The organism is Altericroceibacterium spongiae (assembly GCF_003610805.1).
Classification (GTDB): Bacteria; Pseudomonadota; Alphaproteobacteria; order Sphingomonadales; family Sphingomonadaceae; genus Altericroceibacterium; species Altericroceibacterium spongiae.
The window spans coordinates 392,255-405,940 of the sequence record NZ_RAPF01000001.1 but is presented as its reverse complement, the minus strand read 5'-3'; the positions used below and the strand labels follow the sequence as shown (position 1 = coordinate 405,940).

Sequence of the window (13,686 nt, the reverse complement as noted above, 5' to 3'; positions counted from 1 at the left end):
TGTCGGATTGCCGGATGCCTGAGATTCAACGTGAGTGAATTCAGGAAATATCGAGTTTACAGCCCAAGATCATCAATTCGATTCACCAGATCAACCAGAAATTGGGTCGCGCGATCCAATTCGTCTGGTCCCAATTCTTCAAGCAAGGCGTGACGAAGTGGGCTGGCAATATTCATAATTTTTGCCAGCGCCCGCTCCCCTTCCTCAGTCACACGAATATATTTAGATCGTCCGTCTGCAGGCTGTGGGAGGCGTTTAACATACCCTTCGCTTTCAAGTCCGTCCAGCATACGGGTAAGCGTTGCACGCTCAACTCTAATATTGTGGGCAATTTCAGTCTGCGTACTATCCTGCGGTGATCGGCTGATCGCCCATAGCGTTTCCATTCGCGCCGAATTCTGACCTATCAGACGCAATTGCCCATCGAGCTCAGCCCGCCACCGTCTGGCAGACAAAACCAAAAAAATTGTGAGCTGAATATCTGGAGGGAAGTTTTCATATCCTTTCCAAACATCTTCCAATTGTCCGTCCATACCGGGCCTCCTGACAGTTCGCCCCCACAGAAACATGGCTCAGCACTCTGCTTTCGGCGGTTCAAAACGAAAGCATTCGATTAATTAGCTATATGACATATGATGACATAGTCAGTCTTATTATTAGCTTGCCAATTAAATTAAACTTACCATGAACGGTTGAAGATGAAAGTAAGAGCGCCGGTCAGCCCCCTTCTTCGATGCCGAGCTGCTCGAAACAGATCGTTCTGAACCATCCGGCAAGGATCTGGTCAAAAAAGCATGTCCCGATAACGCGGTCCTAGCTATTCGCGATCAAACTCATATCGGGGATGAAAATATATCCGATTTAGCCGTGCCTTCGATCACTTACATTGCTGCCTGCTTTGGGAGAGCGTGGCTAACATTTCAGCGTCGGTTCGGTCCGGAACTCTTCAATACGTTCAATCTGGGTGGAAATGACGGAATTATGCATGCACACACTCTCCGCAAAATTCCACAAAGGAAACAGGATTTTCCATACTGACGACCTGTTTAAAGAGCTGCCAACAAAATGATCACTTCTGCTGAGCCCGCTAAGGCAGCACCAAAACCAATGAATACGCGATAGAGCGTAGTTCAGTTTAACCCTGTATATGCTGCGCTCTCTAATACACGTTACGGCGATTTTTCCCGCCAACTTATTCCCCGAGTCGACACGATCAGCATAATTGAGCCAATGGACGGGCGTTTACGTTGCACTTCTTTTGCCGAATTTTGGCATCAGAAAGCAAAAATTCGGTCAATTTTGGATCAAATCAACCATCAAATTAAGATTGCCGTTTGCATGGACAGCCGCGCGGCGTCATAGAGGCCTCCAAATGCGCAGGCATTCTCGCGCTTGCAGCATAATTCAAATTGGCTAGATAGGGCGCATACAAGCGCAGGATCGAAACATGGCAACTTTTTCTCTCCCGAAAAACAGCAAAATCACCGGCAAAGGCCATCATCACACGGCCGAAGGCGCCAGCCGCGTCCGCAAATTCAAGATTTACCGCTGGGATCCGGAATCAGGTGAGAATCCGCGTTACGATACATTTGAGATCGATCTTGACGCCTGCGGCCCAATGGTTCTGGACGCACTGATCAAAATTAAAAATGAAATCGATCCAACACTCACATTTCGCCGTTCCTGCCGGGAAGGCATCTGTGGATCCTGCGCGATGAATCTCAACGGCAAGAATGGTCTTGCCTGCACTACTGCAATCGAAGACCTTAAAGGCGACGTTCAGATCACGCCGCTGCCACATCTCGAAGTGGTCAAGGATCTGGTGGGCGACTTTACACACTTCTACGCTCAATACGCCTCGATCCGGCCATGGTTGCAAACGGTTTCGACTACACCTTCGGGCAAAGAGCGCCTGCAAAGCCCCGATCAACGCCACAAGCTCGATGGCCTTTATGAGTGCATTTTATGTGCCTGCTGTTCCACATCCTGCCCGAGCTATTGGTGGAATTCCGACAAGTTCCTCGGCCCGGCCATTTTGCTTCAGGCCTATCGCTGGCTGGCTGATAGCCGCGATGAAATGACTGGTGAACGGCTTGACGATCTGGAAGACCCCTTCCGCCTTTATCGTTGCCACACGATCATGAACTGCGCAAATGCCTGCCCTAAAGGTCTATCTCCTGCCAAGGCAATTGCCGAAATCAAGAAGATGCAGGTCGAACGGCAAGCCTGAAGACCGTGTCCAGTGTTCCCGGCGATACCAGTGGGCTGCAGCTTGCCCCCCATCCCGATCGGCCTGGCTGGCTGCAATGGCAGTTAGGTAAAGATGAAGATAATCACTTCAATCGTGAAGTGATGGGTGAAATGATGCTCAGGCGTGATGATGATCGTCATGCCCGATTACGCATGATCCCGCTCAAACGTCATCTTAACCCGATGGGAACTATTCACGGCGGCACGATCATGGCGCTGATCGACATTTCTCTTTTCACCACCTGGAGAGTCCTTGCCGACCAGCCCGTCGGCGGTGCTGTGACACTGGAACTATCGAACCAGTTCGTCGGCCCGGGGCAGCTTGAGCAACCACTCGATGCTGTCGGTGAAATTGTTCGTGAAACGGGCCGCCTTGTATTTATCCGCGGGCAGGTCGAACAGGAGCACGGCCTGATTGCCTCTTTCTCTGGAATTGTCCGTAAGACCGGCCAGTGAATCAACGCGAGACTTTCGGATGAGTGGAATACTGGAACGCTATCACAGGCTGATCGAAGCAGGTGAGTTGCGTCCTGATGCAGAACAACAGGCCGCCGTCTCTCGACTAGCTCGTTTGCAGGATCAACTTGAACAGAGCAACGCTATTACTGATCGTGGTTTTCTCAGTAAGCTGTTCGGCAATAAAAAATCCTCTCGCCTTCAAGGGCTTTACATGTGGGGCGGCGTTGGGCGCGGTAAAAGCATGATGATGGATCTCTTCCACGACACGCTCTCCATTACTGAAAAGCGCCGCATTCATTTTCACGCGTTCATGCTGGAAGTACACCAGCGACTACGCGCTGCCCGTAGAAGCGAAACTGGCGACCCCATCCCGCCTGTCGCTAAAGCTATAGCGCAGAATTTGCGTGTGCTCGCGTTTGACGAAATGGTGGTAAACAATTCGGCAGACGCAATGATCATGAGCCGACTGTTTAGCGCTCTCATCTGCGATGAGAATGTTGTCGTGGTTACCACATCTAACCGCGCTCCATCCGACCTTTATCTCAACGGTCTTAATCGGGAGCATTTCCTTCCCTTTATTGACCTGATCCAGCGAGAACTCGATGTAATTGAACTCAACGGGCCGACCGATTATCGATTGGACCGTCTTGCAGGTCTGGCCACATGGCACACACCCTTAGGGGATGAAGCGACAGCTCAGGTGCGTGAAGCGTTCTTTCGGCTCACCGATTATGCTCCGGAAGATGCTGCTAATGTTCCTTCTGCAGATCTGGATCTTGGCGGAAATCGGAAATTACACGTCCCCAAAAGCTTAAAGGGTGTCGGTGTTTTTAGCTTCAAAAGGCTATGCGGCGAAGCTCGTGGCGCATCAGATTATCTGGCTATCGCGCAAGCTTATCATACGGTTATTATTGTCGGCATTCCGCAAATGGGCCCGGATATGCGGAATGAAGCTGCCCGTTTCGTCACTTTGATTGATGCGCTTTATGAAAATCACGTCAAACTTTTCGCCACTGCCGCTTCAAAACCCGAAGATCTGTATCAGGCAGGTGATGGTAGTTTCGAGTTTGAGCGCACAGTGAGTCGACTGAAAGAAATGCAGAGCGAGGATTACATGGCCGCTGGTCATGGCGAAGATGGTTAAAAACTAGATTAAACCGCCCAAATTGCCGGTAATTCCGGCGCTAACCTCCCGCCGAAGTGAGAAAATCGATGATTGAACTTCGCCCCTTTGGCCATCTGAGGCACGCAACGCATGGCGGTTGGCTCGATACACGCTATCATTTCAGCTTTTCCGACTATTACGATCCCGATCGAATGGGCTGGGGCCGTTTGCGCGTCTGGAACGATGATTGGATAGGCCCTCATTCAGGCTTTCCCCCTCATCCGCATAGAAATATGGAAATCATCACTTTCGTGAGAAGCGGCACCCTGTCCCATAAAGACAGTATGGGCAATATTGGGCATACTGATGCCGGCAATGTACAAGTAATGAGCGCCGGCAATGGCATTGTCCATGCAGAATATAACATGCAAGATGACCCGGAAACTAATTTTCAGCTCTGGATCGAATCCGATCAACCGGGAGGGGATCCTTACTGGGAGCTACGCCAGTTTCCCCAAGAAGATCGTGCAGGTCATTGGGTTAGTCTGGCCAGCGGTTCACCGGAAAAGGATAATGCACTCCCGATCCGGGCCGATGCCAAGGTGTTGGCAGCTACACTGAAAGCAGGAGAGCGTCTCACCTATCGTGCAGACCCGGCACGCCATCAGTATCTTGTGCCTAATAGCGGACGCATCCGGATTAATAACATCGGAGCGGAAACGCGCGATGGAGTGGCCATAACGGGCGAAAACATGCTGACCGTCGAGGCACTGGATCATGCCGAATTGGTGATGGTGGATAGCAGATAATATGAAATAATCCGGGAAAGACTTGCCCTTATCCGGATTATTCTCTTTTTCAGGCAGCGTTAGCCGCAACGCGATCTTGCGCACGGGTGAGGCGATTCATAATCTTCAAATCCTGATCGCTCAACTCGAGCGCCGTATCAGCCCAAATTTCAGTAATCCGTTCCAATTCCGAAACATGTAATGGAGAAGCAAGGCGCGCCGCACGACGGGCATTGACCAACCCTATATGCCGCCGATCGGATCGCGCTATGAAATCGCGACAGGTTTCCAGCCCTTCTCCCGGTTCGGCAATCTGATGAATCAAACCCAAATCGTAAAGGTCCTCTGCTGTATAGGTTCGGTTCGACGTAATCATACGGTCAGCCGCCGCAGCACCGAGCTTACGTGTTAGAAAAGCATGCGCACCCATACCGGGAAACAGGCCGAATAAAACCTCCGGCAGACCAAAAGTCGCTGTACGCTCGGCGATGATATGGTCGAACGACATTAAAGCTTCGAACCCGCCACCTAACGCAGCGCCCTCTACAAGGCCTACTGTAAGTATCGGCAGGTCCAGCGCTTTCATGTTCCGATGCAAAATCTGCACACAGCGATGACCATAATGGACCAAGGCTTCTCGATTGCGCTGCTTAATCAGCTTCTGAAACAAATAAAGATCGCCCCCGAAGCAAAAAACGCCCGGTGAGCGGCTGCCAAGAATGAGATAACGCAAAGGCACTTTCCCGGGCCCGAAGCTATCGCAGATAAGACGCTGCCAATATTCAAAATCATGCAGCATGTTAGGAGTGAAACTGGGACGCCCTTCAGGACACATATATGTCCAAAGAGCCTGTGTTCGAGATTCGTAAAGGACTTCCAGTTCCTTAAGGTTGAATAACTCTTTATCGATAGACAAATGCTTTTCACTGTCTTCGACAAAATAGTCTTCTCTGTCACCAAACCCGATAGAAGAACTATCGGAAGAATTGGTTTCCTGGACTTCAGTCCTGTTCAATCGCCCTGCCAATTGATCCATCTCGTCCTCAGTTCACGAAACAGCGCCCGCCCCATTGGCCTGCTGCGGCGCACAATAAGTAAACCATTCGTTGATAAGTTTCGCAACGAATTATTTACCATAATGAAAATGAGGCAGACGAATGCATCAGTCAACCAATACGCGGTAGAGCGAATAAGATAGTGCCAAAACGGGCCGAATTTGAAAATTTAAAGGCTTAAGCCCCGTGTTTTCGTCAATTTCTTGCCATGATTAAGAGGCCAGCCGTGTCAGGCTTTTTTCCAGCATGAGCAATTGCCACAATAAGCGCGAATGATCTGAACGACCTGAAATATGATCCTCGGCAAGACTGGCGAGTTCACGCGACTCGAACCAACCTGCTTGGGCGATATGTGCATTTTTGCTAATTGCCCTGACTTCATCCACTAGTGGCCCCCGCATCCATTGAGCTATCGGCGTCACAAATCCCTGTTTGGGACGAAACAGAATCTTATCTGGCAAATAGGCACGCATGGTCTGCTTCATAAGCCATTTGCCCTGTCTTCCGTTTACCCGCATCCTATCAGGCAAACGCGCTGAAAACTCAATCAGTCGATGATCGAGCAAAGGCTCCCGCGCCTCCAGGCCAACCGCCATACTGGTGCGATCTGTTTTGGTGAGAATATCGCCCGGTAACCAGAACTTAAGATCTGCATATTGAGCTCTGTCCAGACCAGTGCGCGCAGGTGCCTGCTGCATTAACCGGATTAACGGATCCTCCGCGCGATACCCTCCAAGCTCTCTTTTGAAACCATGTGTATAGAGGCGATTACGTAATTCAACGGAGGTAGTGGACAGAGCAGCAGCATATGCTTCCGCGCCATCAGTTGCGAGAGCAAGCAAAGTGCTTTTGGCGCGTAACGGACGCGGAGCCCAATCTGCCTTAGGATAAATGCGCCCCAAGGGTTCAAGAACACGCTTTCGCAATATGGCAGGAAGGACACCACGCAACCGCTCTTCATGCCGGTGGAAGACCTGCCGCCGATAGCCAGCCATTGCCTCATCAGCACCATCGCCGGAGAGTGCAACTGTTACTGTCTCACGAGCCAATTTACAAACCTGTAAAGTCGGCAGCGCGGAGGCATCGGCAAATGGTTCATCAAAAATACTTGCCAGACAGCCAATTTCGGAAAACTGATCCGCACTAATCGCACGGCTATGATGATCCGTGTGAAACAGTTCAGCTACTTCATGAGCATAGAGGCTTTCATCAACCGCCCCGACATCAAAACCAATCGAGCAGGATTGCACCTTATCCGTGCTGGCTTCAGCCATAAGCGCTACGACACTGGAAGAGTCTACCCCACCAGAAAGAAAGGCGCCCAATGGTACATCGGCCACCATGCGGGAACGTATTGCCTCACGCATAATATGAAGCAATTCATCCCGAAGCTCCTTTTCGCCATGCTGGCTGCGCTCAGTGAAAGATACATCCCAATAAGAACGCGGCGCGGCCGGCGGTGCGTCATGTCGGAGCAAACAAAAATGTCCAGCGGGCAACTTTTCGACACCTTTGAGAAAGGCGCGATGATCGGGGACATAACCCCAAGTCATATAGTCTTCTATTGCCAGGGGATCGATATCGCGTCGCAGCAGCGGATGCGCCATCAGTCCTTTCATTTCGGAAGCAAAGGCTAAACTACCATCGCTAAGATGTGCGATATAGAGCGGTTTCACCCCTAGCCTGTCTCTTACAAGAAACAGTTCTCGCCGCTCGCTATCATAGAGAGCAAAAGCAAACATGCCTTGCAAATGACTAAGGCACTCCGGACCCCAGCGTTGCCAGGCTGCAAGTATGACTTCCGTATCGCCATCTGTGCGGAACTGGGCGCCACTCACAGCAAGTTCTTTGCGTAACTCGCGAAAATTATATATTTCGCCATTGAAGACAATCACTGCTCGTCCATCGGCGGAAGCCATTGGCTGTGGCGATCCGGCGAGGTCAATAATCGACAGGCGGCGATGCCCCAGCCCTACTCCAGGCCCTATCCAAACGCCGCAGCCATCCGGCCCTCGATGCGCCAGCGCATCACACATACGCTCAACCCGAGAAGGCTCAACGGGCTTAACAGTCCCGCAATGAAAAATACCCGCTATGCCGCACATATCAATGTCTCTTACGGGTTCTGGGCAATATCATCCATCCATTCTTCAAGCGGCATAATCGCATCACGAAAAGCCATTATTGCCGCACCAGCTGAATGATTGGGACGATCTTCCGCCGAAAGGATTAGCGTCATAGTCGTTTTATCGCGCCCAAGCAGACGGTTCTTAATGTTGGCAAGCTTAAGCCGCGAATTGCTGCCGGTCAGTACATCGCCCGTCCGATACCAAGTCATGGCAAGTCTACGGGTCTGTCCATTTGCTTGCAACCAATCTGCCTTTGCACCCTGAACGGGCGCTCCAGGTTCCAGCCAGCGCCAAATCGTGCCGGGCGTTAGCGCACCTTCCCCATAGCCGCCTGCCTCGCGGCCATCTTCCTGCTTGGCATACAATGCAACAAACACATCCAGCTGATGTCCTTTGTTATCTGCATAACTGCCAAGCAAACGATGATCCGCGCCTGCCGCACGCGGTTCCCACCATACACTCGGCTTGTAATCTACCCGGTGCCAGCCTGATACTGAAGGCAAACTGATCTGCACAGGCAAATCTGCTTCCAACTGCATGATGTGGTCAGTCCACAGATGAACACTCCCAACCACAATCATAGAAATTGCGAATAACCGCCATCCCGCCATGCGCCATAGCGCAAAGCGCCTCAATAAAGGTGATTTAGTGATGGCTTCCGCATGGATGAAAGAATCGTTTCCTGGCCGGTCAAAGAAATGCCATCCTATACCGAGCAGTAAGGCCATAATCAGACCAAAGAATATCCAGCCATAGAAAATATGGTCGAAACCGGCTGCAAATTCGACACCCTTGAATTGTGCTACATATATTGTCCCCCAAGCGCGAACACCGTTGGCGATGATTGGCAGGATAACTGCAACAGTCATAAAAGTTACTCGCCGCCACCAGCTTTGGAAACAGACATGTGCCACCAGCAAGCCAAGCGCTGCCATCGCTATCAGGAATTTGACACCTGAACATGCCTCGGCCACTTCGAATAGCCCAACCGGGGTATCGATAAAAACACCCTCTACATAGGCTGGCACTCCACTCCAATGTGTCAATGCAATAGCCAGACGAGCGGTAACAAGCTGGAGCGTTGGCACCAGTTCTTCGCCGAAGGGCACGAGCAGCGCCATATAACAAAGAGGAAAAAACAATCCTGCCGCGACACACGGCCCCAAAAAAACCATCACACTGGCAATCAGCATGCCAACAATGCCAACCTGCATCAGCAGATTGAGCCCTGACACGGCGCCTAACATCCAGATCAACGCGGCAGCAGCAAGAAATAACAGACCCGGCCACCAGCCGAATGGCACCAGTTTACGCAATTCCGGCCAGCGCAACCATACCAGCCATATCAAGATCAGCGGGATAAGGAGAATGTGGTTATAGCTGGAGGAATTCCACCATTGACCCACCATTACCGCCCAATCGCGGAAAAACAGCGCAATCAACCCTATCCATGCCAGCAAAAGGCGTAAAAGTGGACCTTGCCATTTAATTGGGATGAAGGCCAATCTACCTAATTGGACGTGTGATATCGAACTGCCGTTCGCCATGGCTCAGAGCCTTTGCCGCCTACGAAGTCCGGCTTTAACCAGGTCGGCAAGCGGTTCGAGCATGGCTTGCCAACTCTTCGTTTCAACCACGAAATGTCTCGCAGCTTCGCCTAGAGAAATTCGGTTTTCCTCTTTGACTGCCTGCAAAGCTGCCTGAACAAATGGTTTATCACCATCAGCAACGAGAAAGTGCAGTTGATCAGTCGCTCCGATACCGGTGGCAGCCTGTTTGCTCAGTACAACTGCGCAGCCCATTGCCATAGCTTCCAACACTTTATTCTGGACGCCGCGAGCGATTTCCAAGGGAACCAACACACAATCGGCGCTAAGAAGAAACGGCCTGATATCCTCAACCTCACCCCAAACACGACACCCCTTCACACCATCGTACTCACGTAGTTTCGGGACAGGGTTTCGACCGACAATATGAAATTGTGCTTCAGGCATAACCTCCCGAATGGCGGGCAGTAATCGAGAAATCACTCGAAGAGCCGCAGTAACATTGGGAGGGTAATCCATCTGCCCTGTAAAGACATAATGCGGCCCACGGCTGGAAGCTAATTCCGGCTCAGGCGCAACCAATGCCGGATTAAAAAAATTCGAATTTATACCATTGCTCAGCGCCCGAATTTTGTTCGAACCGGCAATCGGTGCCAGCAAACGTCTGCGCAATAACTCCACTTCAGAATCGCTCACAAGAAGAACCTCATCGGCTCTTTCAACCAAGCGCTGCTCCTCCTCTTTCAATAAACGACCTTCCCGCTCATTGATCCAACGCATTGGCTGCGACATGCCCGGAGCATACGCTTCAAACTTGGCAGAATCGACATCGACCAGATCAAGAATAACCTGACCGGCGAAGCCTTCAGGAACATACTGCCCCATCTGCCCTGAAAAAACATAGATCGTCTCGATGGGGCGCTCAGACAAAAGTTTCGCAACGTAATCTTTCAGCGACTGAGAACGAAATGCTGCAAGACTAACAGCTTCCCGCTTCACTAACGCTTCCAGTCCCGCCAACGGCAGCGACTTCTTGCGATCAATCAATCGATAGCTTCTCGCGATAGTAGCGAGATCGCCTTCATGCGCCATATCGCTGCTATTATCGACAAAACAAGCCACATGGACAGGGGCAAGCTGCGCCAGGTGCTTCAACAGATGATGCGAACGAATTTTATCTCCGCGATCCGGCGGAAAGGGAATACGATGTGCCAAAAAAAGAACTTCACCGGTCATCCCAAGCCTCTCGCAATCCAAGGCCCAAGCCGGTTTGCAATGGGTAAAGGCAACTTCTTCCACAAAGCGATCCGCGCAGCATGGCGTTTGCTGGTCGGATCGGCGTTACGCGCTTTTTCCCCTGGTGCAGTCCAGCTTGCATATGCGAGCGATTGTGGTTCGAATCCCCAATTCCTCTTAAAGAAATAAGGGCCACTTTGTGTCTTCGAACGACCGAAATCGAAGCGTTCACATCCTCTTTCGCGAGCATGGCACATCAATTCAAAGTACATTCGGTCATTGGCACGCAACCGACGTGCAGCATATGTCCCGCCACCCCAGTATGGCATCACGGCTCCATCGTGATAAAAAGAAAGAACGCTGGCGACAGGCACACCCTCATGCCATACTGTTAGGACATCACTATCTAGCCTGGCCAGCATGGCATCGAACAAGCTGCGCGGAAAAACCGGTGTTCCTAGATTGTGCACACTTTCAGCATAAACGGCATAATGAGCCGCGCGATCTTCTTCCTCAGTGCCAATTGTAATCTGCAAATCGATCTTCAGGCTTTTACGAATTTCTGCGCGCTGCTTACGCGGAATGGCCATCAACTGCGCTTCATTATCAGTAGCCAGAAGGCGAACGAAACCGCAATGGCTTTCGCGGCGCCAGCTCCAGTTCTTCGGCGCAGTTCCACCACGCAATTCGATTGTCGGACAAGACAAGCGCTCAGCCAGAATCTCAGCTGCACGGCATAGAATTATCGCATCTGCTTCTTTCCCCAGCACACCACCGCCGACTGCGAAACCGCTGGACGCTAGCATTCGACCGAAAATAGGTGAATGCACTTCGCTGACTGGCAACCATGCGGCGACCTCACCATTCCGTTCGAGCAGCAAACCGCGCGCCGTCTGTCCGGTGCCTTGTTCAACACCGAATAGCCATGCAGGACGCTGAAAAAGCGTTCCCTTACGAGACGCAACAAACTGCTCTATCCGTTGAGCTTCAAGGGGGTCGTGCAAAACGGCTTCCCGTAACACCGCGCCGCCTTCAGCTATCAGGAAATTCACACGGCCTCGCTTTCCAGCCGTGCTTTTTCCACCTGCGCCAACTCATCCATGCGCCCCCAGGAGAATTCCTTTAAAAGACGCCGCAACTTGCCCGCCATATGTTCCAGCTTGGTATAGTGGCGCAATCGCGAACGCAGAGGAGCTGCAGCCACACGTGGTTGGTCAGGATCAATTTCCCATGGATGGAAATAGAACACAGCGGGCCGCTCGAATTTATATATGTTTTGAGAAATAGCCCAGCGGCTGAAATGATAGGGCAATATGCGGAAAAAACCACCTCCCCCGGCTCCGAGACGCCGAGATCCCAATTTTGCTGTGGTTACGGGTATTTCGATCAGATCCTGCCCTTCGAGTGGGTGGAAGGCGAAAGGCGGTGCTTCAGCCCAACCGTAGTGATCGTGCCTGATAGGTGCTACACTGGACGAATAACGATAACCTTTCTCCGCAAGCACCTCAAAAGCCCACGGTGTGCGTGAATCGATCGAAAAGCTTGGTGCGCGATAGCCTTGCACTCTTACCCCGCCAGCGTCCTCTATCTGCTTGCGCGCGCGATCAATATCGGCCGCAAACTGTGCGCGATCCATAGTGAAAACCCGCTCATGATCCCAGCCATGACTCGCAACCTCATGGCCTCTAGCAACCAGTTCCTGCATCAATGAGTTATGCCGCGCAGCCACCCAGCCTAGCGTGAAAAATGTTGCTTTAACGCAAGCCTCATCGAACAGATCGAGGATCAGCCTGACATTGCGGTCGACCCTGTCGCTCAGTCCGTTCCAGTCTCTCCGGTCAATTACTTTCTCGAAAGCACCGACCTGAAACCAGTCCTCGATATCCACGGACATACCACTCACAAGCCTCTGTTTGTGCTGTACGTGGTGTTTTGATGAGGCCATATTCATCAGCCGATTTTCCTTTTAGAAGATCAGGCTGCCTGGCTTTCATCCATTTCCGCTTCAATCCATTCGATCAACATGGTCAATGTCTGGCGAATGGTCCGTTCCTGCTCGAACATTTTAGCTTCGATGCGTGCAATTTTTTGACGCAATTCGTCATTTTCGCGCACCGTCTGCATAACCTCTTCATCGGCCTTCTGCTGGCTGGCAAGCTGCAAAACAGCTTCTTGCAGCTCAGCTATCTTTGCATCGCGTTCCGTTAGAAGGTCTTCGACCAGCTTGGGATCAAGCTGTGCAGCGGGCTGATTGGCGCTTTCCCATACCGGCGTCTGTTCACCGTTCACATCTTCCGCAGATTTCTCCGACTTCATATCGTCAAGCACGATATCGAGCATTTCGCCCTCAATGTGAGACTGTTCCTCAAGCGCACCTTGCAATAGCAAGCGATTAGCAATCTGGTTGATACGCCGCGGTATACCACCGCTGGCCCGATAAAGCTTGTGGAACACATCGGGCTCAAATGACGGCAATCCATTCCACCCGACCTGCGTCAGGCGGTGTGTCATATAGGGCTCCAGTTCCTCTTCCTGCATTGCATCGAGATGATGCGCGGCGATCACACGCTGACGCAATTGTTCAAGCGAAGCATCGGTTTGCAACGTTTTACGAAACTCAGGCTGTCCTAACAAAAGCGTCTGCAAAAGCGGATGGTTGCCGAGCTGGAAGTTCGACAGCATTCGCAATTCTTCAAGCGCCGACACAGAGAGATTTTGCGCTTCATCGACGACCAACAGGCAACGCCGTCCTTCACGCGCTTCTTCATGCAAGAAAGCTTCAATCTCTGTGAGAGTGGATGTCTTATCCATTCCTTCAACAGCAAGGCCAAAACCTTGCGCAACGATATGAACAATATCTTCGCTGTCCAGCTTCCCGGTATAGGCCTGACCAACGGTAAGTTGCTCGGGATCGACTGTATCCACCAAATGAGCAACGAGCGTAGACTTGCCCGACCCGACCTCACCTGTGATGACGATAAACCCCTCGCCCTGAGCGAGGCCATATCCAAGATAGGACAGTGCTTTACGATGCGTGATGGAGCGATAAAAGAACGCCGGGTCAGGCGTTAGTTGAAAAGGCTTGCCTTTCAGCCCGTAAAATTCTTCGAACATAGT

At 51.4% G+C, this 13,686-nt stretch carries 12 protein-coding genes; 4 read left to right on the top strand and 8 right to left on the bottom strand.

The window, feature by feature from the left end; translation table 11 throughout:
- Positions 1 to 56: 56 nt before the first annotated feature.
- The gene (locus tag D6851_RS01870; protein ID WP_183029943.1) at positions 57 to 533 is read right to left on the bottom strand and encodes a MarR family winged helix-turn-helix transcriptional regulator; all 477 of its coding nucleotides are present in this window, start codon (positions 531 to 533) and stop codon (positions 57 to 59) included.
- Positions 534 to 1,447: 914 nt separating this feature from the next.
- Between D6851_RS01870 and D6851_RS01865 the strand changes: the two genes are divergently transcribed.
- The 4 genes from D6851_RS01865 (at position 1,448) to D6851_RS01850 (ending at position 4,623) form a co-directional block, all read left to right on the top strand.
- On the top strand, positions 1,448 to 2,230 hold the full coding sequence (locus D6851_RS01865; RefSeq protein WP_120323154.1) for a succinate dehydrogenase iron-sulfur subunit: 783 nt from the start codon (positions 1,448 to 1,450) through the stop codon (positions 2,228 to 2,230).
- Between the two features lie 5 nt (positions 2,231 to 2,235).
- The gene (locus D6851_RS01860; protein WP_238473890.1) at positions 2,236 to 2,706 is read left to right on the top strand and encodes a PaaI family thioesterase; all 471 of its coding nucleotides are present in this window, start codon (positions 2,236 to 2,238) and stop codon (positions 2,704 to 2,706) included.
- 19 nt (positions 2,707 to 2,725) lie between these two features.
- Positions 2,726 to 3,853, top strand: coding sequence for a cell division protein ZapE (gene zapE / locus D6851_RS01855; protein ID WP_120323153.1), 1,128 nt, complete (start codon positions 2,726 to 2,728; stop codon positions 3,851 to 3,853).
- Between the two features lie 68 nt (positions 3,854 to 3,921).
- A complete protein-coding gene (locus D6851_RS01850) occupies positions 3,922 to 4,623 on the top strand; it encodes a pirin family protein (RefSeq protein WP_120323152.1) in 702 nt (233 codons plus the stop codon).
- A gap of 49 nt (positions 4,624 to 4,672) precedes the next feature.
- On the opposite strand, the gene D6851_RS01845 is transcribed toward D6851_RS01850, so the two are convergent.
- The 7 genes from D6851_RS01845 to D6851_RS01815 all read right to left on the bottom strand — a co-directional run bounded on the left by D6851_RS01845 (position 4,673) and on the right by D6851_RS01815 (position 13,683).
- Positions 4,673 to 5,638, bottom strand: a complete 966-nt coding sequence (locus tag D6851_RS01845; protein ID WP_120323151.1) for a crotonase/enoyl-CoA hydratase family protein — start codon at positions 5,636 to 5,638, stop codon at positions 4,673 to 4,675.
- A gap of 231 nt (positions 5,639 to 5,869) precedes the next feature.
- The gene (locus D6851_RS01840) at positions 5,870 to 7,762 is read right to left on the bottom strand and encodes an XrtA/PEP-CTERM system amidotransferase (protein WP_120323150.1); all 1,893 of its coding nucleotides are present in this window, start codon (positions 7,760 to 7,762) and stop codon (positions 5,870 to 5,872) included.
- Positions 7,763 to 7,773: 11 nt separating this feature from the next.
- A complete protein-coding gene (gene xrtA / locus D6851_RS01835; protein ID WP_120323149.1) occupies positions 7,774 to 9,333 on the bottom strand; it encodes an exosortase A in 1,560 nt (519 codons plus the stop codon).
- A 3-nt stretch (positions 9,334 to 9,336) separates the two neighbouring features.
- Positions 9,337 to 10,569: a TIGR03087 family PEP-CTERM/XrtA system glycosyltransferase gene (locus D6851_RS01830; RefSeq protein ID WP_120323148.1), complete on the bottom strand. Its 1,233-nt coding sequence runs from the start codon at positions 10,567 to 10,569 to the stop codon at positions 9,337 to 9,339.
- Positions 10,566 to 11,621 (bottom strand): FemAB family XrtA/PEP-CTERM system-associated protein, encoded by a 1,056-nt coding sequence (locus D6851_RS01825; protein ID WP_420797072.1) that lies wholly within the window; start codon positions 11,619 to 11,621, stop codon positions 10,566 to 10,568. Before D6851_RS01825 ends, D6851_RS01830 begins: the two co-directional genes overlap by 4 nt.
- Positions 11,618 to 12,463 (bottom strand): XrtA system polysaccharide deacetylase, encoded by an 846-nt coding sequence (locus D6851_RS01820; RefSeq protein WP_238473920.1) that lies wholly within the window; start codon positions 12,461 to 12,463, stop codon positions 11,618 to 11,620. The genes D6851_RS01825 and D6851_RS01820 overlap by 4 nt, the downstream gene beginning before the upstream one ends.
- Positions 12,464 to 12,543: 80 nt before the next feature.
- Positions 12,544 to 13,683 (bottom strand): XrtA/PEP-CTERM system-associated ATPase, encoded by a 1,140-nt coding sequence (locus tag D6851_RS01815; protein ID WP_120323146.1) that lies wholly within the window; start codon positions 13,681 to 13,683, stop codon positions 12,544 to 12,546.
- Between the last annotated feature and the right edge of the window lie 3 nt (positions 13,684 to 13,686).